The sequence below is a fragment of the Sphingobium sp. ba1 genome (genome assembly GCF_000743655.1).
Taxonomy (GTDB): Bacteria; Pseudomonadota; Alphaproteobacteria; order Sphingomonadales; family Sphingomonadaceae; genus Sphingobium.
The window spans coordinates 218,372-242,255 of the sequence record NZ_JPPQ01000083.1 but is presented as its reverse complement, the minus strand read 5'-3'; the positions used below and the strand labels follow the sequence as shown (position 1 = coordinate 242,255).

Below are 23,884 nucleotides of genomic sequence, written 5' to 3'. Positions count from 1 at the left end.
ATTACTCCTGAGTGGCCGCATCTGCAGATGATGAAAAGATTGACGTTTCGGTGGGCATAATCGCCGAGGTTCCGCAGGGGGACGTTCGCCCCCACGTCAGAGGGGAAGGGTCATCTGCCTGCGATCAAAGTGAGGCGGCTGACGTTCCATGGCCACTATAATTGTTTGGGCCAGTTCTACAGCGGCTTGCTCCCGCAACCGTTCGTTCGGCGCCGTCAGTGCCACTCGTGCCCACCCAGGGGCGTTCAGAGGGCTCTGCGCGAGCCAGAGAGGATCGGGCTGTGTCATGTCCGGCAATATGCGAACAAAAAGAGAACATAGCAAGAGCCTGTTCTTCGGCTAACGAAGTTGATGGATGGGCTTGGACTAGCCGAAAGGGGGGGCGGTCCCTCATCCCGGTGCGGCGACAGGTTACGCTGAGGACGTGCCTATTCCTGTCAGTCGTCGGAAAGGAGAGACGCGAAGCCGTGGATCGTGAATGGCATGGCGGCGTCAGGCACCTTCGCCTCACCTGGAACCTCATGCATGAGTAGCAGCATGCCCTCATGTGGAAGATAGGCGCAGCCAAATCCCTTCTCCCGTCGCTGTTGCGCGGCTTCGAGAACGGCTGCGCGGTAGGCGTCATGGACCTTATTTCCGACATGCAGCTTGGTTAGATCGATGAAGCCCAGTGCATCGCCATTCGGGCCCTCTTCGCTGACGCCGAAGATCATGGTTTCATCGGGCATTTCGAATCCTCATTTCATTTCGCGAACATTCGCGAAGTGTGTTTCCAAGCATGACGACATCGGCGCGCGGGGCCTCGATGATCATCTGGTCGCGCGCCATTGCGCCTTTAATCGCGGCCTCGACCGCGAGGCATAGCAAAGCTGTGCTGTTCGCTTGCATCTGGATCTGTGCGGCCTTTCGGCTTGATGGCTAATTCGAACTTGATGTCGCTCGCCTGCGAAGCGATCCCGCGAGTAACTGCCTCAGATAGGTAGGTTCCCTCCGCATCGCCCCCGGTGATTTCAGATTCCCGATCGAGGCCATTGGGCACCGGCTCTGGCGCTCGAGAAGCAAGGCGTTCCAACCGCGCATCCAATGCTGCAGCGCCAGGGCCACCGGTTCGCGCCCAAGTAGCCCCTAAATCGATCCCCGCCCGATGGAATTCTGACACTCGCTCATAACGGCCGACGGCTGCCATCGTGATGTCCTTTTGACCCAGGCCGTCCTTTTCCAGTGTTCGGATGCCCATGCTGGATACGAGCTCCTGAGCGGGCTTGGCGATCGCCATGCCTCGGCTGACGCTTAGGACTCCGCCTCGGCCGATCAGTTCGAGGCCACGCGCCTCTTCCTGAGTGGCGACGTCGTAGAGGATCATCCGGGCTTTTTCATTTGGCGAGAGGGCCCCATTCGCCGCCTCGTAGATTTCCGCACGGACAAAGGCGCGTTCGGTCGCCGCAAACCGGTGCTCGTTGAGAGGCATCCCGGCATCGCCAAGGGTCAGGACCGCGCGTTCAAGGGCTGGATCAACAGCGATCGTATCGTCGCGGTAGCGAAGCTTGTCCTGAACGGTCCGAATTTCAGCGGCGGCGCGGACCAACTCAGCACGCGTCAAAGTCCGGAAAGGGCGATACTCTTCCGCCTGAGGGCCGGTGGCCATCTCCAGCCGCGCCAAATCGAACGCTTCAACGCCGGAAGCCGCGGCTGTCTTCGCCGCAGCGCCTATGGCAGCCGTCGTGGCATTCTGTTGTTCCTTCGGCATCGCGTGCCGTTCAGGCGCATCAGACAGCCATTCCTCAATTACTCTGAAGTCCATTGTAATGCTTCCCTGCAAGACCGGGAGTAATTGTCTCAGACCGATTGGGCAAATTCCAGACCCCCTTCAGCACAGGTTGCATTGGATATGGAACAGGCTGCTTCGAATCCTCCGGAAAGCGGCTTATGCGCCGCAGTTATCGGCGGCGTTGGATTGAACCGATGGGATGACCAGGCTAGTCCAATGGGGGACTATTCTTGATGGACTTCAGCGCTTCCGAGGCAAGATAGAGTTCGTCTTGGGCTGCCTCCCATTCACAGCGGGCTTCATCCCAGCGCCGCTTAGCGATGAGCAGGCGATCTTGCGCTTCCTGTTGTTTATTCCGTGTACGGGTGCGTTCCCTCGTTCGGCTCAGCGGCAACCGATAGACGTCGTTGTCGGTCAGCTTTCGACCGCACGACTTTGGGCTATGTTGATTGCGTATGTGGGCCCATGATCCTTGCAGCTTGTGGACGGAATTGCCGCAGCGCTTGCAAAACCATTCGCGCTCAATGCGATCGGCCCTCACAGCAGCACTCCGATCATCAGGCCGACGAGCATCCATGCGAGGCCGGTCATGACTTGCACGGGATCGCGCCAGTATGCGCGTTCAATTATGGCGGAGCTGCCGCTGGCCACATCCCTGAGATCGTCGCGACACCCGGGATAGGGATATTCCTCATCCAGATGGTTTGCCAGACGTTCGAACGCGGCTTTCTTGTCGGGGGGAATATTCCCGGGCATGCTTTCCTCAATCGCTATCGACTATACGATAGTAATCGTCGGATTTCCCGGCGAGACCCTCGTTGAGCTTTTGCACTGGTTTGCAACAGGACCGCGGGTTCGGATTTGCGGCGGTCAGGCATCGCACCTTGGCGGTGGACGCAGCTGGCACATGCACCCTGCATGGGATATTATCGGCACCGACGCAGGAACGTCGCAGGCGGGCTGAACATTTCTAAAATGGACCGGGATCCACGGAAGGGATGGAGCGGCATGATTATCACCCTCTCTGACCCTTTAGCGGGAATCCGAGAGCGCAAGGCTGCCTTGGGTATCATCGATACCCCAGAGCGTACCGATGCCATGCGCAATAGCGGATCGCGCCGAACAGCGCGCAAGGTTAGCGTCCGCGCTCGTGGTGTAATTTCCGGTGTAGATTGAGGTTGTCGCATGGGGTGGGGCATGCCCCACCCCATGCGATTTCGATCTCGGTGGCCACCGGGCTCATCGGTAAGGTGGAGTTACCACACTTCACACGCCCACCGAGGAGTTGATCCCGATGACCGACGACAGACTACCGCTTGCTGAACTGATGGCGAAGACCGGAGATGGAGATTTCCTGCGCACGATCGCCGAGAGCGTGCTGCAGATCATTATGGAGGCCGATGTCGACGGTCTCGTCGGCGCTGGCCGGCACGAACGCTCCGGCGAGCGCACGACCTGGCGCAATGGCTACCGTGACCGCAGCCTCGATACCCGGCTCGGCACGCTCAACCTGAAGATCCCCAAGTTGAGGACCGGCGCCTACTTTCCCGGCTTTCTGGAGCCCAGGAAGACCGTCGAGAAGGCGTTGGTCGCGGTCATCCAGGAGGCATGGATCGCTGGCGTCAGCACCCGGCGCGTCGATGAGCTGGTGCAGGCAATGGGCATGACCGGCATCTCCAAGTCCTCCGTGTCGAAGCTGTGCAAGGACATCGATGAGCGCGTCCATGCCTTTCTCAAGCGACCGCTTGCCGGCGACTGGCCCTACCTCTGGCTCGATGCCACCTATCTCAAGGTGCGCGAGGGGGGGCGGATCGTCAGTGTCGCCGCGATAATCGCCGTGGCCGTCAACACCGAGGGCAGGCGCGAGATCGTCGGCCTGCACATCGGCCCTTCCGAAGCCGAACCGTTCTGGTCGACCTTCCTCAAGGACCTTACCCGCCGCGGCCTGACCGGCGTGAAGCTGGTCATCTCCGATGCCCACGAGGGCCTCAAGGCCGCGATCACCCGTGTGCTCAGCGCCACCTGGCAGCGCTGCCGCGTCCACTTCATGAGAAACGCGCTGGCCTACGTGCCCAAGGGCCAGAACACGGTAGTCGCTGCTGCCATCCGCCAGGTCTTCCTTCAGCCCGACCATGCCGCCGCAACACAAGTCTGGCGTCAGGTCGCTGATCAGTTGCGCGCCCGCTGGCCAAAGCTGGGCGCGTGCATGGACGATGCCGAGCATGACGTCCTCGCATACATGACCTTCCCCGAGCAGCACCAGGTCAAACTCCACAGCACCAATCCGCTGGAAAGGCTGAACAAGGAAGTGAAGCGCCGCGCCGATGTCGTCGGCATCTTCCCCAACGAGGACAGCATCATCCGCCTCGTCGGCGCCGTCCTCCTTGAGCAGAACGACGAATACCAGCTCCAGCACCGCTACATGCAAATCGAGGGCATGGCCGCACTTGCCACACCAACAATCGAGGAGGTTCAGCCGCTACAGATTACACCCAAGGCCGCCTGACAATGCAGCCCGCTGGCCACACCCGAATTTACACCACGTTGACGGACGCGACCCGCGCAAGCGTGCTATGTTGGCCCGGATCGAGGAGCGCTCACGCGACGCGGGCGTCGTCTAGGCTGACCAAGCGCCTTGTTTCATGATCTTGGCGAAGCTCATGCGGCAGTAGCCCGCATCATGTATCGTCGGCAAACCGACCTTCCGCGCCCATTTTTGTGCTGACTGGGGAGGCAATCCCATCCTGTAGCCGATCTCGACCGATCCTATGATCTCTGCTGCAGCCTGAAGAACATCCGCTGCGAGATATGCTTTACCGTGGCGACGTATGCGGCCGGTGGCGACGAATTTGAGAAACTGATTGGTGGCCAGGTTGAGTATCTCGCTGGCATCGGCGCCTGATAGCTCATCCTCGACATGGGCACCGGACAACGGGTTTTCCAACATCCGCAAAGTGTCGATGAGTTCGGCCGGGATTAGTATCTGGTGGGACAGGTCCGTCGCCTCGGAGGTCAGACCGAATCGACCATGCGGCCCCAGGAGCCAGGTGAAGATGCCGGCCCATGGCTTGGCCCGACCACCAATAGCCCTAGCCGCGATTTGTAGCGGAACGCCGTCAACTATTGCAGGATCGGCTTTGGCTTGGATTTTTGCCTCGAATGCCGCCCAAGCCTTGGTGGTGGTATTGCGGACGCCATATCGCGCCTCCCAATAAGGGTGGGTCAGCGGCGCGAGTAATCCAGATTGCATCAACTGGGCTATGGCATAGCGGGGCAACTGAGTTGACTGCGACACGGCGGTCAAAGGCAGACGGTCAGGCTTGGTACGTGCCAGTTCCTCGATTTCTTCGGGATCATGGAACGGTCGAACCACGCCATGAACTCGCACGTCGGTTAGCTTGAAGACGCCAGCGGCTCGCAGCTTTGCGATGATGGTATCCGTCTCACGCAGTACACGCACGGTTGATTTGGCGGAGATCAGTCCAATTATGTCATTCCCCTCGTCGGCCGACGGGAGGTCGGTCAGATCGGGGCTTTGACTGAGATCGGGTTGCTCTTGCTGCAGGCCATGTAGAAACATCGCGAACAAGGCTTTGACGCGGGGCGAGGAGCGGCCGATCCGGGCCTGCTTGACGGCGTGCCCCAATTTGTTCGACCAGTTGTCCCCTTCGCGTGGAGCTGGAAGTAGGTCGGCTGGAACGATGGGCCATTGGCGCAGCAGTGTCACAGCATCATGAAGCGCGCTGATGACCGCCATAGTAAGGTCAGGATTGGTCAGCCATTTTCCGCGCAGTTGGTCGTTTAGCCAGGGGGAGAGCTTCAAGGCCAAGTCGGCAATATCGTGCGGCTCCAAACTCGAAATCGGGTCAGGAAGCTGTGATCGCGAAGCGGCACGTACATCGGGATTATGGCTGAAGAGGCCAGCATAGATGCCCAAATTGCCACGCATCTCGTGAGGGATGAACTCGGCCGGTCCCTCTCGTAGATCCGCGCTGCAGACATCTTGGTCGCAGGTAGCAATGCCGTTGGCGTACCGCCACCGCTGGGTGATGCCGCACTCGTGACACTCACTGCGCAAGACCTGAAAGGTTTCCGGGCAGAATGGGACGGAGGTCAGTTGCCAAATCGCACGGTGATGAACCGAGAGGGCAAGGCTGGCCGGTGCGTACCGGCGAATGGTGGTTCTCAGCTCGCTTTGCCACGCGCGTCCACCAAACCAATGTATGATAGCGCTGCCGTCTTCTGGACCGTGGGCATGGTGCAGCAACTGGGGATACGGCACCACCAGAATCTTGGCCAGCACAGGAAGCTGTTCGGCGTTGGTTGTGGCCGCTGTTGGCTTGTTGTCGTAAACCCAGCCAGCCTCGGACAACAGCGTTCCCGTCCGTGGATACCCGTTCTCGGCAGTCACACGGGCGACAAGGCCCATGAGACTTTCGCCAGCGATCGGCGCGAGCGGGTATTTCACACGGCTCAAGCTTCAATCTCCACGAACGGATTATAGTCGATGAAGCTATGGGCAATGGCCCAGCTGTTCACCGCCATGGCGAGATCGTTGCGGGTAACGGCATGCCGACCTTCACGCACGACGTTTATGGCTGCAGTTTCCACGATGCGGCAGGTGCGGCCGATGATTCCGCTGCTTGCGAGGCAAAGGGGGCGAGCGATGTCCTCTTCGACCAGACCGCTGGCGACCTTCATGATCTGCTTGTCGACCATGGCGGTATCGAAGTCTTCGACGAAGTCTAGGAACAGGTCTCGATCGTCATCCGCCCACCAATCGAGCGGAGGAAGCGTGAGGGGAGGGAAGAGCCGGCCGTTCAGCTCGCGGCTGGATTGGAACAGCTTGTCCGCGTCGTGGGTGCCGAAAAAGGCGACAGGTAACAATCCTGAATCGAGGAAGGTCTTGAGACTGTCCGTGACATGGGTTGCCGCCGATGACCGGCGTGATAGGTGATGTACCTCATCGATGACGAGCAACTGCACGTTATCCCGTTTGATGGCTTGCACGGCGCGCTTGTGCAGGTTGGGTTCGGTGCCGCGGTCATAAAAGGGGTCGTCCAGGGCCTGCAGGATGGAAGAGAATAGCGACCTGGCGGTGCCAGTGCTCATGAGCTTGACGATCAGGACGGGCCGGCTGCCTTCGGGAAGTTCGCCCAGGCGTTCGATGCCGTCCCGGAAATGTTCGGCTGCTGTCGTTTTGCCGGAACCGCTTTCAGCCAGGAGGGTGATGCCATATTGCCGCTCGCCACGGGTGGCGATGCCAGAGCGCCGTACCTCATCCAGCCCCGCAATGATGGCCTCTTGGCGAGGATGAACAATCTTGATCTGGCGGAACGCGCTGCGGGCATCTGCCACGCGCTGAGAGCGGGCAGCGGCTTCATTCGGCCGTACAATGGGCGGGTTTGATGTGGTGGTAGTCATGTGTTGCCTTTCGGGTAGGGGTTAGAAGTAGCTGCTGTCGTTCGAGCGCTTTTTGCGTTCACGGCGTGGTTCGGGGTCGGTGGTCGACGCGTCCGGGGTGGGTGGTGGCGCAGGAGCACGCCGGTCGCGCTCTGGCATGTCCTCTGGCGTCGCCTCCCGGGCATTGGCAGCTTTCGCCTTCTGCCGGTTGCTCCGCCGTTTAGATGCGGTAGGGGCAGCTTTCTGTGGAGCGGGGCGACGAGACAGGGTGTCGGCATCGTGCATCTCGTGCTCGATCACGTCTGCATAGATGATCGGGATGTCGACAGGTTCAGGGCGCTCCCGCTGCAGGCTGGCGAGTTCACCGGTGATGCTGCGGATGCGCTTGTTTTCGTACAGCTTGGCCAGAAGCTTGCGTTCACGCTCCTTGGCTTCGGGCGTCAGCTGGTCGATGGCGTCGAGAAGCTCGGCGCGGCAGGCGTCACGCCATTCCCGTGAGTTGAAGTCGGCGGCTTCCGCCTTGGCCTTCTCACGGATCTGCTCGTGCATCCACAGGCTGATCGGCTCGTCGGTATAGCCGGCCGTCTGGCAGTACAGCTCGACGTCCTGATTGGTTTTGCGGTTGATCACCCAAATCTTGCGCAGATCGTACGGGTCATAGCGGAACGACACCGTTGCAGTGGCATTCTTCAGGCGCTGACGCTTGCCTTCCAAGGGGACAAGATCGGCGAGCAGGTCAGGCACGGCTTTATAATCGCCGAAGCGCAGGCCATTCCACTCGATGCCAGCGTGGGTCAGCCTGTGCGAATTGATCTTGGGGAGGAGGGCCTTCTCGAAGATGCGAGGGTCACGCGGTAGAACGATCCCGTACTGGGCGGTGCCCTGTTTCCAACAGAGCAGAGGCTGTTTCTCGTTCAGGCCGCCATGCGGGGTCGTGTGATAGACCGCGATGGCGAACATGATGAGTGCCTCGAGTTCGTCGAGCGTTAGCACGGCATCCACGGCGGGGTCGTAATCATACTCGCGGGAGAGGGCGATCGGCAGATGGGCGCCGGCCACCTTCGATGACACGTAATTGTGGATGGTGAGGAAGATGCGCTCAACAAGGGCTCGTTCGCGCGGCTTTTTCCGACCACTGATGCGGATCGTTGCACCGGTCGCCTTGCTCATGCTCTCCATATCGTGGCTGCGGAATTCCATACCGCCATCCACGTGATATGTGCTGCACAGGCCGCAGACGTCTTGGGCTTCAGGGTGCTTGTTCTTGATGATCGGCGGCACGATCTTGGGCAGAACAGACCGGCGAAGCAACTCCGACACGGTGGCGTATGATGGGGCATTGAAGGACAGCATGTGCGAGAGCACGACCCTGCTGAACCCATCAACAAGTGCGGAGAAAGTGGGGCGGCCCAGGATGATGGCGCGTTCCACGTCGATGACGAGGACGGCGGGTATGGGGGTGTGATCCATAAGCCCGAATTCCAGAGGGCGCTCCGCCTCATGCCCTTTCCCTGCGCCACGCCACCGAGAGTAGGCTGCCTGCTTGCCGTGGCGGGCAGCGACCGTTTGCTCGCACTCAAGCATTTTGATGTCGCGATATGTGGTGCTCAGGCTCACCGGGAGGAGCGGCTCCGTAGGCATCTCGTATTCGAGCGAAGTGCCATCGTTGACGCGGCTAATCTCAGCGTTGGTCAGCACATTGATATCGGTGACGCTCTTCTTCGACGCATAGTAGGTCAAAGCCAGGCGCTGGCGGATTTCCATGCGGATGCCATCATCATCATGGCAATGGCGCCCCTGGGCGCTCATGGCCTCGCGAGCATCGCGGTCGCCGACTTTACCGCGCTTCCGCATCCAGCGTTTCACGGTGTGCGGATTGGGTGCCTCGCCATATTTGGTGTGCAGCTCGGGGGTCCAGTGCTCGGCAAGTCCTTCAGAGATTGCCTTCACGCCGGTCATTACGCCGTTCCGATCGAGCAGCCGTAACGTTGCCAGCCGGAGCGCGCTGTCGGCGTCGAGTTCCTCGCATTCGGCAGGCGTGAGATGTGATTCAGCGATCTTGTTCTTGGCCGGCGACTGCCCACGCTCTGCCATCTGGAAGAATTGACCGTTCTGAAGCAGCGTCCGGAAGCGATCCTGGTCCATTGGACGGACGACGCCGGCGTCATCGAGATATTCGACGGGCTTGCCTGTGGCAGCATGTTCGAAGTTCAGGCGTGTGCCATATCCATGTGATGTAAAAACACAGGGTTGACCTTCGATACTGTATAGCTGATTGCGTTTGAGCTTATAGGGGAAGTAATTCACGTATCTCTCCCGAGATTTGGGTATTCTGAGGGCGCGCAACATCCATCAGCAGTAGATATTTCTACGCTGCGAATGGCATTGCTTCTGTTGTGATGGGTGCCTGCGGGTTCGTCAGGCAGTTATGATTTCACTCTAGGTCATGGTTGAATCCTTCCTAGGGTATTTGATCTATGATCAGATGAAGCTGACAGGCATCTCATCGATGAGAGGCTGCGTGAGATCGAGCGACACGATGCGCCTCACCAGCATGGCGAAAGTGATTGCCCGCCCTTGGACAAAATTTCCGGGCGCCATCAGCTCAGCGAATTCGCCCAACCGCATGTCATCGCCTTTGCTGCGGAGGCTTTCGACGAGCCGCTTCTGCGACGATGAGATGGCCGTGCGGCGCATTGAGCTGGCGAGGCGTACGTTGAAGCGGTGGCGGCTATTCTCGAAAATTTCGGAACCGAAGGTGATACGGAACTCATGGCCCACCCGGCGGCAAATCTCGGCGACGCCGGCGAGTTTCAGCCGATATTCTGGATCTCGGAGGTCCGCATCGTCGCCTTTGACTTCGACGACCGCCAGGCGGCCATCGGCGTCCAATATGTCGACGTCACTGGTGTACCGCTCCTTCCTCCGCAGGATGAATTCGAAGCGGCGAGCCTCTGATTGGTAGTGGACGACATTGGGGTCCGTCTCGCACCGCTCGATCAGTGCAAGCTGATGCAGGCTCTCATAATGCTGTGTGCGGCCGACCTTCACGGAAGGGTACCAGCCGCTCGCATGGTGCGTTCCGCCAGAGACTGTTCGGAGCGATCCATTGTCGTTGGCGACCACGATGCGAGCCATGGTGTTGACCAGGCTGTTGTGCTTCCTGAGCAAGGTTTCGGCGCGCAACCGGCCAGCGGAGGGTTCGTATGACGGGTTGCGCAGCATGAGGTTGATAGCGGCGCGAACGTCGATCTCAGCCAGTTCTTCATATGCGTCAGTCATGCCAGAACGTCCAACCGCGACGGTTGCTGTTGGGCCATTTGGAGCGAGAACGACTCCACGTCTTAACGCGTTGCTCTCGTTCAAAATGTCGGATGATCTCGATCAGATACTCTGTATAAACGATTGAAACGAGGTTGTTTCGATCTGCACTTCGCGGTTTAGTCGTCATCGCACTGTCTCCATGTTGGTCACGATACTGTGCATTTAGGAACGCTAAAATGACCGTGATGGCAACAGGAATGTGGTTTCAACTGCACAGTATCGTGACCAACGCACTTGACGATGCGTGCCTTACTGTTCTAATAAGTCATGGATGAACAGTAAGAAAAACGGCACGCGCGACGTTGGTCCGGACCGGTCGGCCCTCGAAACTGACGAGGAGTTGGTCAAACGGCATGCCGCTTCAGGCTTTTCTGGCGAATCAGAGTACGCCCTGTTCTTGTCTCTGGATGATTCTAAACGGGAGGTGGTGATCGCCAGACTGAGGACGATGGACCTCTATCTTCGCGACGATGACCCCATGCCCGTGGGCGACGCGTGCAGCGCGCTCGATATGGAGCAGCGCAATTTTTACCGACTGCTGAAGAAGCTGAAGGATCTGGGCCCAACACGAGGTCTGTCACCGAGCTTCCGGGTGAAGGCTGTCGCGGCACCAGCACAGAAAGGCTTCGCACCCGTTGCCGAGCGTGCGCTGCGCTGGAAACTGCAGCATGAGCCCGCGGCTTCGCCCGCGTCGATCATACGCTGGATATTTGAATCCTGCGCGGATGCGGGCGAGGCGCCTCCGTCTGCATCCTCGATCCAGCGACGCATAAAGGTACTCCGCCGGGAAGGTGTCGCAGAGCCGGCGGCTGGGGCTGCTGGTCTTCAGATCCTGGTGGACCAGACCGCAGTCGATGTGATGGTTCAGATCAGCGGCCGGGTGGAATTGGCTACGGCTACGTTCATTGTCGATACCAGCTCTAGGATGATCCTTGGATTGGGGGTGGGCGATCCGCTGATTCCGGAAGACGGGCTCATGCGCGCTACCCGCAATATGGATGACGACCTCATGCGCCATCTCGTGCAGCACACGCAGGTGCATTTCGATCGCGTGGAGTCGATCGACTTTATCGCGCCTCCAGGCGGGGCGCGGCAGAGCAAGCAGTTGCAGAAGCGCTTTCGGGTCTTCAACCGCCGAGTGTCGTTTGACATTCATGCAGGCGGAAAGTGGCGTCACGGCACACAGCTGGTCCGCTACCTGGGCGACACGCTGGGGCCGTATCAGTTCAAACCGCGGTTTACAGAGGAGGGGGCTCCTCTCAGCAACTCGATCAGCGAGGGGATTGAGCAGGAGATCATAGAGCGGGCGTTGCTCGTGGAGGCGATGCGCTGGAACGAAAGCCAGTGGCAGCAGGCGGAGCCGACGGTCGAGAAGTCTCAGCGCATGCGTGAAGAGCGGGCGAATGCGATCACCGCCCTTTTCCGTGATGTAGTCATGCGGCCCGAGTTCTAGTCGGGCCCGAGCAACGCGATTATTGCGATGTTACGATATGTCGATTTCTAGCAGATACGCTGGAACGGTGCGTTTCAACGTTTCGGAGTGTGGGCCAACTTTGGAGGCGGTGACGTCGGCAATGTGGGTTTCGCGGGTTAAGGTCAGTTGTGCGCCGGTGGCGAAAACAACCTCCTTCTCGTTGCCGAGGTCTCCATCCCGACTGTAAGCGTAGGCTTTGGTTTGTGGCTGGATGACGTGGACGACCATCAGGTCCATCCGGCCAGCGTCATAAGCTTTGCTTTTCCACTCTGCATTCCTGCGTGCCACTTGCGGGCAGAAGGATGTGGAGAATGGGCGGGTCGTCGTGAAAGTTTGTACGCCGAGCGGCCATGAGCCACCGTGGAACAAGAATTGTCCATTTGGCATCGTCACCCCGATAGCTTTGATCGCGCTATCCGCCGCAGATAAGTCGGCCTCTGAGAACTCAGCCTGATAAGCACTTAGGGCTTGAGGCACGTTTGACGGCATCAGGTTGCGGAGATCGCGATATTCAGAGCTTGCTGACAGCGCTTTGTCTATGTGACGCTCGAGCGCGTTATCTGCACCCTCACGAAGCATGCGCGCCGCGGCCTGGACATGGTTCGAGACTTCCTCAAGCAGCTTGTCTTTCGTGGTGAAGGATTCGGCTAACGAATAACCCTTTTGGCAAAGGGATAGCGCTTCTTCATCGGTGGACTGGCGGTAACTCCATGCTTCGTATGGGGTGGAAAATACGTTCACAACCCGAGCGATCTGATTCATTTGGCTTGGTCATCCACCCTGTGAGGTTTTCTTAAAGCGATCGGCCCTCAGGCTTCAGAAAGCTCTATGAGGAGCGCTTCCGCGTCTCCGACGCCGACTATGGTTATGACTTCAACATCGTTGATGAGAATTCCGTCGTTGCGGTTGGCGACAACATCACCGACCTGAACAGCGCCGGTGAGCGGCACGACATAGCCGAAATTGCCTGCTTCAAATCGGTAGTCCGCAGTGCCACTGTCGGTCAGCACAATGCGCGAGAGGCGGGCATTGGCTCGCATTGGCAGTGAATTGCCTTCATTGTCGAACCCGCTGGCCAATGTAACGAACTGCCCCGGCTCACCATCGTCAGCGAACCCATTCGTGACGGAAAATGGCTCGCCAGCCTGATGGTTGGGCATCAGCCAGATCTGGACAAATTCGACTGGTTCAGCTTCGTCTGGATTGCCGCGCCTGATAAAGACACCAGTTCCAGCTGACATGATCTGACAATTGCCTGCCTGGAGCATCCCGACATTGCCCAGGTTATCTTCGTGATAGAGGAACCCACTGGTGACGTAGGTCAGTATCTCGGTATCGGCATGCGGAGTTTGCGGCAGGGCAGCGCGGGGAGAGATCGTCTCGTGGTTCCACATGATCATATCGCCCCACTGCATCGGATGTCCGCCGCAGCTCTCAGGCCCGAAATGCTGAAGGCTTTGGAAATGATCCAAACGGAAGCTGCCGAAGTCGCGGGAGGGGCGTAAGGTGATCATCAGGGTTCCAGTGCGAATATGAATGGCTAAAGCGGGTTTGAAAAAAACCAAACTGGCTTTGGACAGGCAGTTGCTATGCAAACGCGCTGCATTTCCGGGTGGACGCGCAGCTAGACGCTGGCGTTGGGCAAAACCTTGCCCACCCTGCGACCCAAAGCGGCCGCATGCGCGGAGAGACCGCGCGCAAGGATGTTGATTGCGTTGTTGGTGCCTCGTGGGACATCGGCGCCGCAGGCACAGATGTGCCGGTCAGCATCGTTACTTTCAGAGGTTGGTGATCCGCATGCATTGCACGTTTGCGTAATGTGTCTCGGATCGACAACGACGACTTTGCCACCAGCTTTTTCAGCTTTGTAGCGGATCATCTCGAGAAGGCGCTTTGGTCTTGGCTCGGCCAACACCTGACCGTTTTCTCGTATCGCGATTGCGCCAACGCCGTCTGATGGGCGTCGTGTGCGTGTTGGTCGGGGAAATTGTTTGAGCGCGAGATCTTCGACCACGATCGTTTCAAATCGATTAGTGATCGCCGCCGAGATCTGATGCAGCCGCGTGGAACGGAGGTTTATCACCCGTTGACTGGCGCGGTCTTGGCGTTCGCGCAGCTTTTTACTTCGGCGGGAGTCTTTCTGGCATCTTGCCAGTGCCCGGTAGGCCCGACGCAACGCGGAACTCTGAGTGGTCTTACGGGGTGTGTCGTCGAAGAGAGAGCCATCTGACAGCGATGCTAGTTGCTCTATGCCGAGATCGAGGCCGCATGCGCTACCGGGTTTCTTATGCTCTTGATCGCCGACTTTGCAATCAATCAGGATGGCAACATGCCATTGGCGGGCTCTGCGGGTGAAGGTGAGTCGGGCGATGCGAGCGTCAGCCGGCAACGGGCGATGCATGCGCATGCGCAATTTCCCGACGATGCCATCGACCGTTAGGTAGCCGTCGGCAATAACACATCCTCGTACGCCGTGGACGCCAAAACTGCGCCAACGCTCTTCGGAGCGGAAGCGCGGGAACCCGGCGTTGGGGTTGGCCGTCAGGCGATCGCGATACCTCGTCATTGCGGTATCGACGCAGCGCAAGGTCCAGTTGTTAATGCCCCAGGGCAGGGCAGTATGCTGGCGGTTGGCCATTCTATACGCAGGGAGAGACTTGGTATCGTCTTCGTATGTGAGATGGACGCCGCGCTGAAAGGCTGCACGCCGATTTTGGAGCGCGTCGTTGTATAAATTTCGCTGCAGCTGCAGGATCGACGCCAGGCGCGCATGTTGCGCCCGGCTTGGCTCGATCGGAAATTTATACTGCAAGAACATGCGCTTGCATCTGACGTGCAAAAGTTAACGCAAGGTGGATTTTCAAAGATCAATCGAACGGCATGACGGTGGGGATCCATTCGGACAGAATGATGAGATGCCTACTGTTGGATCGAATTCTGTGATCTGCGGGTGCGCGAAATCTTCAGCGTCGGAAGCGTCGCTTCGCCGGTAATTGCCGGGCAGCCAACGCTGTGCCGCGGACGTTGATCTCGATGCGCCTGCGGCCGATAATCCGACCCCACTGGTAGACGGTGAGATCCATTGCGTGGTTGCCATTATACGCTGAATGCTCGGATACTTCGTAACCATCGCCTGAGCAGTGTCCAATATCATTCTTGGTCCACGCTTCATGTCCGCGGTTCCTAACCGTCCATCGTACCGAAGCGCCCACTGGGAGCGAGGTTGCGTTGACCAATGTAAAGTCGATGGAGCAGTCTTTCAGGATCGTGGGAAGCTCGTTCACCCCGAAGCGCTCGTAATTCTCATTGTTCTGGGACCAAGCCCGAACGTGAATTTCGGGGTCGAAGCTGTAAGCGACCAAAGCGTGATTTTTTGCAATATCGCTGCGCGCTGCAGTGTTGGCGTTTGCTTCACCCTCGACATCTTCCGGCATAGGGAAGAAATGCTCGAAGGCCTCCGTCCAGATCTCGGCCGCCGTCGCCTCGCTGGTTGCAGCGTTGGCTCGCCGAGCGGTGTCCTCGAACTCACGAAGGCGCGCGCGGAGATTGTCGTTTGCTTCGTCAGAGAGGCGGTTCAGGTCTTCGTCGTTGTCGATTGGGTTTGCGACCTCAGTGTCGTCATCAAGGCGATCAGCGATGATCGTGATAATTCCCTCCAGGACATCGTCGTCGTCACTGGTCTCCGAAAGATCAATCTCGCTCAGCGCTTCAGCGACGAGGACCGTCAGTGTGATCGATGAAGGTCGGCTTGCCTCATCTTCGATCTTCAACGCCGCCCACATCTTGAAGTAGCAAACGAGGCGACGCAGCTGAGCGCGGATGGTTTTGTCGTCGTGGAGATCCTTGAACCAGACATAGATCGCCTTGGGGTCGCTTGCCTCCCAGCCTTTGGATTCTGTCGCCAGCGCGCGCCGATCCTTGGTGCGATCGAGGTGATAGCAGGGCACATCAATGTGAAAGTCGGGATTGAAGGCAATGCGGCAGCATCGCTCTTTGGGCTCTTCGACCCGTGAGGCGTCGTTGTCCTCGTCGTCTGCATAATCGAGGAGAGCGTTCTGAATCAGCTCTTTGAAGCCTTCAGGATCATAGTCGCCGTCATCGTCGGAACCGGCCCATTCGAAATATAGTCCGAGGTCAATGTCGAACTGGGCGCCAGTCGTCAACGGCCGGATTTGGGTATCGAATTTGTAGGAGCCCTGCAGCCAAGTGCTGATTGGATAGCCGGTGTCGTCCTTCATTCTGGATTTCAGAAAGTCGGCAAGGTCGTTCCAGCGGGCTTGTTGAGTAGCGAACTGATCGGTTGAGGGGGTGATGCGATCGTAAAGCGTCTGATCGGACTTCGAATGAAAGAGGCGTGCAGCAGTGGACATCGGACACTCAAAGCTTAGCGTTGACGAAAGTGAATGGCGGGGCCTCATGTGACAGCAGTTGCCGGAGGCGAGGGTCAGCTGACGCCTCGGCAAACGAGTCCTTGGCTATGGAAAGTAAATTGCTGATGGCGCTAGGGGTGGCGGCATCCAAGGCAAGCTCGTGCCGTTGTTCATCTGCCTGTCGACGGTCGATCCTCAGGTATCGATCTTTCAGCAAATGCTTCATCATGTCATCGGCCAACGCCTGTTGTGATCCGATCATCACATCGGTCAGGCGCTGGTTTTTCATCCAACCCATCACCCCCATGTTGGGATTGAGCGAACTGGACATGGCGAAGTCTGTGGTAGTGGTGCCGACGCTTAAGACTGAGATGTCGTCACGGTTAATGCCCAGAAACATGTCGGCCTCATGAAGGGCGATCATATCGGGTGAGTTGGCGAACATCCCTCCGTCCGAAAACAACTCGTCTCCGATCCGATGTGCAGGGAAATAGGTCGGCGCTGCCGAGGTAGCCAATGCGACGTCTACGACCTTCAACTGCCAATCGAGGACAAATCGCTTGTGATGTCCTGTCTTGAATACCTTAGGTCCGCCCTTGGTAAGGCTGACAGAAGGGATGACCGTCGGCCGGGCGAGGTCCGACATCAACGTTTGGGGACCGACGATTTCTTCGATCGTCTCGCGCAGCGCGTCCTGCTTGTAGAGAGGGGCAGGCAAATTTCTGGTGAAACGGATCAACCAAGCCAGTTTGGAGTTCGCCGGCGCGCGAGGGAAAATTTTAGGACCGTGCTCGATGAAGGCATCACGGATTTCAGTGGCACTCTTCCCAGCTGAAAGACCCAGAGCAATGATGCCGCCAATCGACGTGCCGGCGAACATATCGAAGCACTCGTTCAGGCGCTTGCCCGAACGCTGTTCTAGTTCTGCAAGAACTGCGGCGGTGTAGAGGCCCAGAAAGCCTCCTCCCGACAAGGATAGGATTTGAAACGCCAAGCGACACCCCCTCTTGCAAGTTAGAGAGGCGCCTCGAAGTTTCAAGCTAAGCTATCATGATAAAAGAATGCACCTGGGCGGGCACATGACCAATGGCCTATCTACTTGCGTGGAGAGATGGGGGATAGGCGTTTCCAATCGGCGTCGCTTTGGCTGGCCCCTTGGTAATCGCTTGGACCGCTGCCGCGGCTGATACGGCAGGCTCGGCCTCTCGATTGATCTGCAGGCCAGCGTGATAGCGCTCCAGAAGCAGAGCGACGGCTGGACGCACGACAGGCAGAGGCAGAGTTTCGCGAATTGCGAATGGGATGGAAGGATTGCGGCGCGGATTGAGAGGCACGCGGCCGAGCTTGGTGCCGAACATGGCAGTGAGGGCCAATCCTGGCCGACGAGAATCCACCTGAACGTCTGACTTAGCGATGCCGATCGAGCGCAACTGGGCTTTCGTGCGTAGGTCATCGACAGGAGCGTTGCGGTATACTGCCAAAGACGCGCGTGCGGGTGATGCGGAACTCGTCTTCTCAGCGGCCTCAGTGACCAACTGGAGGATGTCGTCGGCAGTTGGCCTATCTGCAGTCACCACATGGGCAAGAGCGATACCACGGCTGACATCGATGAACGCGGTGAGGACAGCGTGATAGGGGATGTTATCGGGGCCATCGACCGCCACATCGAGTGGCGACATATCTATGGCGTAGTCGGTATTCATGCCGGTGTAGGACGCGATATCGGTCACTTCCATGGGCAGATTGAGTCTCGTGCGGACTGCCCGTTTGCTTGGTGGACTTATTTTACGCTTCTCGCACAAGGCTTCGGCGGCAGACTGGATCGCCCCTGGCCGAGCGCCCGGGCCGGCGTGCGCGATGGCTTCTTCGAGAGCTGCTCTCGTTTCAGCAGGAAGCTGACGGGGGTAGTTGGACAGAACCTGATCGTTCAACTGGAGCGAGTCCTTGTACGCCCGAATGATCTTGAAGAAGTTGCGCTCCTTATACCCCAGCCGAGTGGCGGCAGCGGTAACAGCTGCTGCCACTCGCCGACTGCCCTTCCTTGGGAGCTCTTCGACTTCCAGAGCGCGCCGGTAAGCTTCCGGCCACTGCTGAGGCGTGAAGGTCACCATGTAGTGGGCAATGCGATCTTCCATTTTTCTTCACTCCTGAGTTTCGAGGAGCGAAGCTGAGCGTATTCAGAAAATTCAGGGCGTCACTGAGGCCAGACCATTGAGGTATGTGCTGATGGACGACGCTGCGGCTGTATCAGCCCGATAGATCACCTGTTTTCCCGCACGGCGCGAAGAGACCAGGTGGGCACGCGATAGAATTCCCAGGTGGGAAGATAGCGTGTTTGCAGCGACATTGAGGTGGCGCGCGATTTCTCCCGCCGGCAGGCCTTCAGGCGCCCGGGCGAGGAGGCGGTAGATATCATGCCGAGTCGGTTGCCCCAGCGCAGCCAGGGCCTCGACCATTGCTGATGAGTCCATGGGCCAGACTATCAGCGATCCATCCCAACCGGTCAAACGGTTAGTGACGGACAGATCCGTCAGCCAAACCAACAATGTACCGGCCAATGTCCGTTTCGACGTCCGTTGAAACAGCAAATCGGACATCGTTCAATTCTATGATTCCAGAATCATTGAAATGAATGTACAAGTCTGCAAGTGGAGCAAGCGACTCGCGCAGGCTTCTTTTGAAAAGGATGGTGACAGAAAGGGTTTCGCAATGCTGACGCATGAGATGTACGAACAGAGAATAGCTGCCCGGACCCAGCGCTCAGCGCTGGATTACTTTACCACTTCAGCTCTGTTGGGACGCCCTGATCCGCTAGCCAGCGATAGCCCCGACGATGTGTCATTCGATTTGACCTACAAGATGGTCGATCGCCTCGTGATAGCGGCCGTTGAAACCGGCGCTCGGTTTGAGCGTGACAGCTTGCCGTCCGATCCATTGGCCTGGCTGTATAGCCCGCAGCCTCCGTTTGACGGAGCGCGACCGCTGGAAGCGTGTTTGACCGCGCCGGGGTTGATGAGGTGTATCATGTTCCACTCACTCGATCTGGAACTGGGCATGCCAAGTGATCTGGTCGATCAAATCCTCCGTCGTGACGCGGGCATGACCGGAGAGACGGTGGCCGGAGGGCTCTGGAATACCGGCAGGGACCGGGACAGTGTCGAACATGGTCGGACGCTTTACACCGCGACGATCGTCGATGTGCGGGTGGATCAGATCCACCATGTCTACCATGCGATGATGGCCTGCGATCTCGCCGAGGCGAGAGGATTGCTCAGACTTCGTTATGGAAGACAGTTGGCGGACCAGGCTGAGGTCCGCAGAGGGTACGACGCGAGCAACCCGCTGGCGGTCTCTATGGTGTCGGACGCGATGGGGGCGATCTTGGCGATGGTGGCCAGCAACCCCCAAAGTGCGTTGGCCGAGGGACTGGACCTGCAACTCGAATCCAGGTTCGCGCCGTAGAGAGGCGCGCAGGTCATGATGATCGTCACGATCACAATCTGGCCAGGTGGCGACGAAACAACGGCCTTCGATATCGCTCAGATGAAGATCGAGAACGAGAGTAGGCTGGCGGACGTCAGCGATTACACCGCCCGGATCGTCCAGTGCGAGAACCGCCGGCTAGGGGTGCAGGGGATGGATACCCGGGTGGGAATATCATCGCATCCGCGCCGGGATGGACCTTGGGCATTGCTCAAACGGATACTCGATCGCCTCGATTTGCCGTCCTGAATGGGACGTTCCTAACTCTTCGCTGACGGCGGAAACCGCATACTTCACTACACCCTCTAAAACCGAATTGGCCGAAATCGGCCAATTCTGCCTCTCAGAGGATCACGAAAATGAAGCAAAGGAGCAGTCTTACTGACAACCGATAGGTGGATGGTGACCCCGGCGTGACTCGAACACGCAACATCCCGCTTAGAAGGCGGGTGCTCTATCCAGTTGAGCTACGGGGCCTTGGGCAGGCTCGATAGCGACGCCGGGGACAGCTTGCAATCACCCGACTGTGCGATATGCAGGACGTCATGAACGACGGGGCAGTTCACAGGGTCGATGCGGGCGCGCTGGGTGCGCGGCCGCTACGCTATTATGATTTCGTGATGGCGGCCTTCGTCGCGATCCTGCTGCTATCCAACCTGATCGGCGCGGCCAAATTGTCGAGCCTGGGTGGCTTCACCTTTGGCGCGGGCATCCTCTTCTTCCCGCTCGGCTATGTGATCGGCGACGTGCTGACCGAAGTCTATGGCTATGCCCGCGCGCGTCGCTGCGTCTGGGCGGGCTTTGCCGCTATGCTGTTCATGGCGGTGATGAGCTGGGTCGTGGTCGCGCTGCCGCCTGCCGAAGGCTGGACGGGGCAAGAAGCCTATGAAGCCGTGTTCGGCAGCACCTGGCGCATCGTCTTTGCTTCGCTCATCGCCTTCTGGGCCGGCGAACTGGCCAACAGTTTCGTCCTTGCCCGCATGAAACTGCTGACCCAGGGCAGGCATCTGTGGATGCGGACCATCGGATCGACCTTTGTCGGGCAAGGGGTAGACAGCCTGCTCTTCTATCCGCTCGCTTTCTACGGCAACTGGACCCAAACGCAGGTGCTAACCGTCATGGTCACCAACTGGGCGATGAAAGTCGGTTGGGAAGCACTGCTTACGCCCGTCACCTATGTCGTCGTCAATGCGCTCAAGCGGCGCGAAGGGCTGGACGTATATGACGCAGGCACCAACTTCACCCCGTTTCGCGCGCGGCTCTGATTTCTTCATCCAACGACCCGGAGATAAGGCTCTGTTTACCCTCTCGGTAGCATGAGGGGGCATGAGCAGGCAGTCGCATCGGCATTTCGACCAATCGAACATCGAAGGAGGCGTAGCCTCCATTTCTCACGACAATCTCGTCGCCGAATTGGCGCTTGCGCAGCGCCGGTTCGAAGCGACCTTCTATCATGCGCCGGTGGGCATCGCCCATGCGGGCCTGGATGGCCGCTTCCTGTTGGTGAATCCCCGATTCTGCGAAATCAGTGGGCATGATGCCGATACGCTGTTGCAGGTCGGTTTTCAGCGGATTACCCATCCCGACGATCTCGATACCGACGAAGCCTTGCTGGCGCGTCTCCATGCCGGTGAGATACCGCGTTACACCCTGGAAAAACGCTATATCCGCGACGATGGCGGTATCGTCTGGGTCAACCTGACCGTGTCGATGGTGCGCGATGCAGCGGGGCAGCCCGAATTGTTTGTCGCAGTGATCGAGGATCTGTCCGACCTGCGCCGTGCCAGTTTCGAAGCCGTGCATGATCCGCTGACCGGCCTGCTCAACCGGCGCGGGCTGGCGAACCGCGCTGACGCCATTCTGGCCGATGCCGCGCATACAGGGCAGCCGGTCAGCCTCATCTTCCTCGATCTCGACGGGTTCAAGCAATTGAACGACAGCCGCGGCCATGCGGCGGGCGACGCTTGCCTTGCCGATGTGGCAGCGCTGCTGATGGATCACACCGGGGCCATCGATGCCATCGCGCGAGTGGGCGGCGACGAATTTCTGCTCCTGCTGCCCCTGCGCGACGCGCCGACCGCGACGGCGCTGGGCGATCAATTGCGGCATGCGCTCACGGCGCGCTGCGGCGGGATCAGCGGCTCGTTCGGGCTGGTCACCGCAAGCGGTGCGCTTGATCTCGAAGCGCTGATCGATTGCGCCGACACCGCCATGCTCGCGGCCAAGCGAGGTGGCCGCAATCAGCTCAGGACGGGCTATCTTTCCTGACCGGATAATGTGCCGCCGCGAAATACAGCCCATCGGGCGGGGCATTGAGCCCCAAGGCGGCGCGATCCTTCGCCTCCAATGCCGCGCGCAGATCGCTAGCCGACCACCGTCCATAGCCGACCAACGCCAGGCACCCGACCATCGATCGCACCTGATGATGCAGGAAGGATCGCGCGTCTGCGTGAACGGCGATGCGTTCGCCATCACGCTCGACGTGCAACCGGTCGAGCGTCTTGACGGGACTGGCCGATTGGCAATGGGCTGACCGGAAGGTGGTGAAATCATGCAGCCCTACCAGCAACTGCGCCGCCGCCTGCATCGCATCGGCATCCAAAGGCTTCGCTACCTGCCAGGCCAGCCCCCGTTCGACCGTCAGCGGCGCACGGCGATTGACGATGCGATAGACATAGGAACGGCCAAGGCAGGAAAAACGCGCATGCCAGTCGTCCGGCACGATCTCGCACGCCAGGATCGCCACCGGATGCGGCCGCAATCGCGCATTGATCCCTCCCATCAGCCGGAATGGGGTGATCGCCTTGGCTATGTCAGCATGCGCCCGCATCGCCAGCCCATGTACCCCCGCATCGGTTCGCCCGGCGGCATGTACCGCCACCCGTTCGCCCGTCACCGCATGGATGGCATCCTCGATCGCCTGTTGCACGCTTGGCCCATGGTTCTGCCGCTGCCACCCCATGAACGGTCGCCCGTCAAATTCGACCGTGAAGGCGAAGCGGGTCAGGCCCGTCTCCGGCTCATCCATTCACCTGGCTCCCCGCGGGCATGTCGAACCCGCGCAGCAGATCGTCCGGCGTCATCGCTGCCTTGCCTGCGCGCTGGATCAGCGTCGGGCGGATCGCGCCATGACCGCACCCGATCAGCAGCGCATCGTCCAGCATTGCGCCCGCTGCGCCATCCTCATGCTCGACATGCGCCGCCAGGATGCGAAACCGCTCGCCGCCATATTCGAAAAAGGCACCGGGAACGGGATTGAAGGCGCGGATCTGGCGCTCGACCTGAATCGCCGGGCGCGTGAAATCGATTCGCGCTTCGGCCTTGTCGATTTTGGCGGCATAGGTCACGCCTTCCTCCGGCTGCGGCATCGCCGGGTGCAGGCTGATGTCGTCCAGCACCTCGACCATCAGCGCCGCACCCGCCTGCGCCAGTTCGTCGGTCAGCGCGCCCGCCGTTTTCCCCTCGACCGATGTCACATATTTCGCGCGCATCGGCCCGGTGTCGAGGCCCGCTTCCATGTCCATGATGGTGACGCCGGTGACATTGTCGCCCGCCAGCACCGCCCGCTGGATCGGCGCTGCCCCGCGCCAGCGCGGCAGCAGCGACGCATGGATATTCATGCAGCCTTGGCGCGGCGCATCGAGAATCGCGCGCGGCAGGATCAACCCATAGGCCGCCACCACCGCGACATCGGCGTCAAGCGCCGCGAAATCGGCCTGCACCTCCGGGTCTTTCAATGACACCGGCGTCCGTACCTCTATCCCCAGCGCCTCGGCGCGCTGGTGAACCGGAGAGGGCCGCAAAGCCTTGCCGCGCCCGGCGGGCCTGGGCGGCTGGCTGTAGACGGCAACGACCTGATGTCCTGCGGCAACCAACGCCTCCAGCGCCGGAACCGCGAATTCGGGAGTGCCCATGTAAATGATACGCATAGCAAATGCTCAAAGCTCTTGTCGGGACGGGTTGCAACCCCTTATCTCACAGCATGGCCTCTCCTGAAATCGAAGCGTTGACCCAGGCGCTCTCCCGCCTGCCCGGCCTTGGCCCGCGTTCGGCGCGGCGCGC

The 23,884-nt window shown here is 59.3% G+C and carries 23 protein-coding genes, 1 tRNA gene and 1 pseudogene; 7 read left to right on the top strand and 18 right to left on the bottom strand.

What is annotated here, in order from left to right:
* Positions 1–96 precede the first annotated feature (96 nt).
* From IL54_RS25565 to IL54_RS20450, 4 genes are all read right to left on the bottom strand, one after another.
* The gene (locus IL54_RS25565) at positions 97–288 is read right to left on the bottom strand and encodes a DUF6771 family protein (protein ID WP_076605609.1); all 192 of its coding nucleotides are present in this window, start codon (positions 286–288) and stop codon (positions 97–99) included.
* 149 nt (positions 289–437) lie between these two features.
* Positions 438–728 carry a hypothetical protein gene (locus IL54_RS20465; RefSeq protein WP_004210827.1) on the bottom strand — a complete coding sequence of 97 codons (291 nt, stop codon included), beginning with the start codon at positions 726–728 and terminating at the stop codon, positions 438–440.
* Positions 729–835: 107 nt separating this feature from the next.
* Entirely contained in the window at positions 836–1,801 is a 966-nt protein-coding gene (locus IL54_RS20460) for a hypothetical protein (protein ID WP_004210829.1), read from the bottom strand.
* A gap of 504 nt (positions 1,802–2,305) precedes the next feature.
* Complete coding sequence (locus IL54_RS20450; protein ID WP_004210831.1) at positions 2,306–2,524, bottom strand: hypothetical protein; 219 nt, start codon at positions 2,522–2,524, stop codon at positions 2,306–2,308.
* Between the two features lie 538 nt (positions 2,525–3,062).
* Between IL54_RS20450 and IL54_RS20445 the strand changes: the two genes are divergently transcribed.
* Positions 3,063–4,274, top strand: coding sequence for an IS256 family transposase (locus tag IL54_RS20445; protein ID WP_037480006.1), 1,212 nt, complete (start codon positions 3,063–3,065; stop codon positions 4,272–4,274).
* Positions 4,275–4,385: 111 nt separating this feature from the next.
* On the opposite strand, the gene IL54_RS20440 is transcribed toward IL54_RS20445, so the two are convergent.
* From IL54_RS20440 to IL54_RS20425, 4 genes are all read right to left on the bottom strand, one after another.
* Complete coding sequence (locus IL54_RS20440; RefSeq protein ID WP_234415774.1) at positions 4,386–6,236, bottom strand: TniQ family protein; 1,851 nt, start codon at positions 6,234–6,236, stop codon at positions 4,386–4,388.
* 5 nt (positions 6,237–6,241) lie between these two features.
* The gene (locus IL54_RS20435) at positions 6,242–7,192 is read right to left on the bottom strand and encodes an ATP-binding protein (RefSeq protein WP_037480002.1); all 951 of its coding nucleotides are present in this window, start codon (positions 7,190–7,192) and stop codon (positions 6,242–6,244) included.
* Between the two features lie 21 nt (positions 7,193–7,213).
* Positions 7,214–9,478: a Mu transposase C-terminal domain-containing protein gene (locus tag IL54_RS20430; protein WP_037480000.1), complete on the bottom strand. Its 2,265-nt coding sequence runs from the start codon at positions 9,476–9,478 to the stop codon at positions 7,214–7,216.
* A gap of 174 nt (positions 9,479–9,652) precedes the next feature.
* A complete protein-coding gene (locus IL54_RS20425) occupies positions 9,653–10,453 on the bottom strand; it encodes a hypothetical protein (protein ID WP_037479997.1) in 801 nt (266 codons plus the stop codon).
* A 313-nt stretch (positions 10,454–10,766) separates the two neighbouring features.
* On the opposite strand from IL54_RS20425, the gene IL54_RS20420 reads away from it, so the two are divergent.
* Entirely contained in the window at positions 10,767–11,948 is a 1,182-nt protein-coding gene (locus IL54_RS20420; RefSeq protein WP_037479994.1) for a hypothetical protein, read from the top strand.
* 30 nt (positions 11,949–11,978) lie between these two features.
* Here IL54_RS20420 and IL54_RS20415 read toward each other — a convergent pair whose 3' ends face one another.
* The 7 genes from IL54_RS20415 to IL54_RS23460 all read right to left on the bottom strand — a co-directional run bounded on the left by IL54_RS20415 (position 11,979) and on the right by IL54_RS23460 (position 18,936).
* The gene (locus tag IL54_RS20415; protein ID WP_004210840.1) at positions 11,979–12,731 is read right to left on the bottom strand and encodes a hypothetical protein; all 753 of its coding nucleotides are present in this window, start codon (positions 12,729–12,731) and stop codon (positions 11,979–11,981) included.
* A gap of 47 nt (positions 12,732–12,778) precedes the next feature.
* A complete protein-coding gene (locus IL54_RS20410; RefSeq protein ID WP_048939343.1) occupies positions 12,779–13,483 on the bottom strand; it encodes a pirin family protein in 705 nt (234 codons plus the stop codon).
* Positions 13,484–13,593: 110 nt separating this feature from the next.
* A complete protein-coding gene (locus IL54_RS23465) occupies positions 13,594–14,787 on the bottom strand; it encodes an RNA-guided endonuclease InsQ/TnpB family protein (RefSeq protein WP_076605608.1) in 1,194 nt (397 codons plus the stop codon).
* Between the two features lie 145 nt (positions 14,788–14,932).
* Positions 14,933–16,339, bottom strand: coding sequence for a CBASS cGAMP synthase (locus IL54_RS22390; protein WP_052027821.1), 1,407 nt, complete (start codon positions 16,337–16,339; stop codon positions 14,933–14,935).
* A 7-nt stretch (positions 16,340–16,346) separates the two neighbouring features.
* Positions 16,347–17,333 carry a CBASS cGAMP-activated phospholipase gene (locus IL54_RS20390; RefSeq protein WP_037479981.1) on the bottom strand — a complete coding sequence of 329 codons (987 nt, stop codon included), beginning with the start codon at positions 17,331–17,333 and terminating at the stop codon, positions 16,347–16,349.
* Between the two features lie 97 nt (positions 17,334–17,430).
* Positions 17,431–18,474: a hypothetical protein gene (locus tag IL54_RS20385; RefSeq protein WP_037479978.1), complete on the bottom strand. Its 1,044-nt coding sequence runs from the start codon at positions 18,472–18,474 to the stop codon at positions 17,431–17,433.
* A gap of 51 nt (positions 18,475–18,525) precedes the next feature.
* Entirely contained in the window at positions 18,526–18,936 is a 411-nt protein-coding gene (locus IL54_RS23460; RefSeq protein ID WP_076605607.1) for an ArsR/SmtB family transcription factor, read from the bottom strand.
* Between the two features lie 112 nt (positions 18,937–19,048).
* Between IL54_RS23460 and IL54_RS20380 the strand changes: the two genes are divergently transcribed.
* Together IL54_RS20380 and IL54_RS20375 are read left to right on the top strand one after the other, a co-directional pair.
* Positions 19,049–19,801: a hypothetical protein gene (locus tag IL54_RS20380; protein WP_037480621.1), complete on the top strand. Its 753-nt coding sequence runs from the start codon at positions 19,049–19,051 to the stop codon at positions 19,799–19,801.
* A 15-nt stretch (positions 19,802–19,816) separates the two neighbouring features.
* Positions 19,817–20,071, top strand: a complete 255-nt coding sequence (locus IL54_RS20375; RefSeq protein WP_004210842.1) for a hypothetical protein — start codon at positions 19,817–19,819, stop codon at positions 20,069–20,071.
* A gap of 151 nt (positions 20,072–20,222) precedes the next feature.
* Here the strand turns inward: IL54_RS20375 and IL54_RS20370 are convergent.
* Positions 20,223–20,299 (bottom strand) — tRNA-Arg (locus IL54_RS20370).
* Positions 20,300–20,367: 68 nt separating this feature from the next.
* Here IL54_RS20370 and IL54_RS20365 point away from each other — a divergent pair.
* Both IL54_RS20365 and IL54_RS20360 read left to right on the top strand, forming a co-directional pair.
* The gene (locus IL54_RS20365) at positions 20,368–21,087 is read left to right on the top strand and encodes a queuosine precursor transporter (RefSeq protein ID WP_037480618.1); all 720 of its coding nucleotides are present in this window, start codon (positions 20,368–20,370) and stop codon (positions 21,085–21,087) included.
* A 61-nt stretch (positions 21,088–21,148) separates the two neighbouring features.
* Positions 21,149–22,090: a GGDEF domain-containing protein gene (locus IL54_RS20360; RefSeq protein WP_037479973.1), complete on the top strand. Its 942-nt coding sequence runs from the start codon at positions 21,149–21,151 to the stop codon at positions 22,088–22,090.
* Here IL54_RS20360 and truA read toward each other — a convergent pair.
* Positions 22,068–22,829: a tRNA pseudouridine(38-40) synthase TruA gene (gene truA / locus IL54_RS20355; RefSeq protein WP_037480615.1), complete on the bottom strand. Its 762-nt coding sequence runs from the start codon at positions 22,827–22,829 to the stop codon at positions 22,068–22,070. The two genes, IL54_RS20360 and truA, sit on opposite strands and share 23 nt — an antisense overlap.
* 13 nt (positions 22,830–22,842) lie before the next feature.
* Positions 22,843–23,751 carry a methionyl-tRNA formyltransferase gene (gene fmt, locus IL54_RS20350; protein ID WP_037479970.1) on the bottom strand — a complete coding sequence of 303 codons (909 nt, stop codon included), beginning with the start codon at positions 23,749–23,751 and terminating at the stop codon, positions 22,843–22,845.
* A 53-nt stretch (positions 23,752–23,804) separates the two neighbouring features.
* Here fmt and IL54_RS25980 point away from each other — a divergent pair.
* Positions 23,805–23,884: pseudogene (locus IL54_RS25980) on the top strand (recombination mediator RecR); the annotation flags it as partial.

Bases quoted from the DNA above. Each gene is read 5' to 3' on its own strand.
- IL54_RS20380 (WP_037480621.1), top strand. From the start codon at position 19,049: ATGCTGACGCATGAGATGTACGAACAGAGAATAGCTGCCCGGACCCAG.
- IL54_RS20435 (WP_037480002.1), bottom strand. From the start codon at position 7,192: ATGACTACCACCACATCAAACCCGCCCATTGTACGGCCGAATGAAGCC.
- IL54_RS25565 (WP_076605609.1), bottom strand. From the start codon at position 288: ATGACACAGCCCGATCCTCTCTGGCTCGCGCAGAGCCCTCTGAACGCC.
- IL54_RS20385 (WP_037479978.1), bottom strand. From the start codon at position 18,474: ATGGAAGATCGCATTGCCCACTACATGGTGACCTTCACGCCTCAGCAG.
- IL54_RS22390 (WP_052027821.1), bottom strand. From the start codon at position 16,339: ATGTCCACTGCTGCACGCCTCTTTCATTCGAAGTCCGATCAGACGCTT.
- IL54_RS20360 (WP_037479973.1), top strand. From the start codon at position 21,149: ATGAGCAGGCAGTCGCATCGGCATTTCGACCAATCGAACATCGAAGGA.
- IL54_RS20445 (WP_037480006.1), top strand. From the start codon at position 3,063: ATGACCGACGACAGACTACCGCTTGCTGAACTGATGGCGAAGACCGGA.
- IL54_RS20365 (WP_037480618.1), top strand. From the start codon at position 20,368: ATGAACGACGGGGCAGTTCACAGGGTCGATGCGGGCGCGCTGGGTGCG.
- IL54_RS20450 (WP_004210831.1), bottom strand. From the start codon at position 2,524: ATGCCCGGGAATATTCCCCCCGACAAGAAAGCCGCGTTCGAACGTCTG.
- IL54_RS20415 (WP_004210840.1), bottom strand. From the start codon at position 12,731: ATGAATCAGATCGCTCGGGTTGTGAACGTATTTTCCACCCCATACGAA.
- IL54_RS20410 (WP_048939343.1), bottom strand. From the start codon at position 13,483: ATGATCACCTTACGCCCCTCCCGCGACTTCGGCAGCTTCCGTTTGGAT.
- IL54_RS23460 (WP_076605607.1), bottom strand. From the start codon at position 18,936: ATGTCCGATTTGCTGTTTCAACGGACGTCGAAACGGACATTGGCCGGT.
- IL54_RS23465 (WP_076605608.1), bottom strand. From the start codon at position 14,787: ATGTTCTTGCAGTATAAATTTCCGATCGAGCCAAGCCGGGCGCAACAT.
- IL54_RS20375 (WP_004210842.1), top strand. From the start codon at position 19,817: ATGATGATCGTCACGATCACAATCTGGCCAGGTGGCGACGAAACAACG.
- IL54_RS20465 (WP_004210827.1), bottom strand. From the start codon at position 728: ATGCCCGATGAAACCATGATCTTCGGCGTCAGCGAAGAGGGCCCGAAT.
- IL54_RS20425 (WP_037479997.1), bottom strand. From the start codon at position 10,453: ATGACTGACGCATATGAAGAACTGGCTGAGATCGACGTTCGCGCCGCT.
- IL54_RS20420 (WP_037479994.1), top strand. From the start codon at position 10,767: ATGAACAGTAAGAAAAACGGCACGCGCGACGTTGGTCCGGACCGGTCG.
- fmt (WP_037479970.1), bottom strand. From the start codon at position 23,751: ATGCGTATCATTTACATGGGCACTCCCGAATTCGCGGTTCCGGCGCTG.
- IL54_RS20460 (WP_004210829.1), bottom strand. From the start codon at position 1,801: ATGGACTTCAGAGTAATTGAGGAATGGCTGTCTGATGCGCCTGAACGG.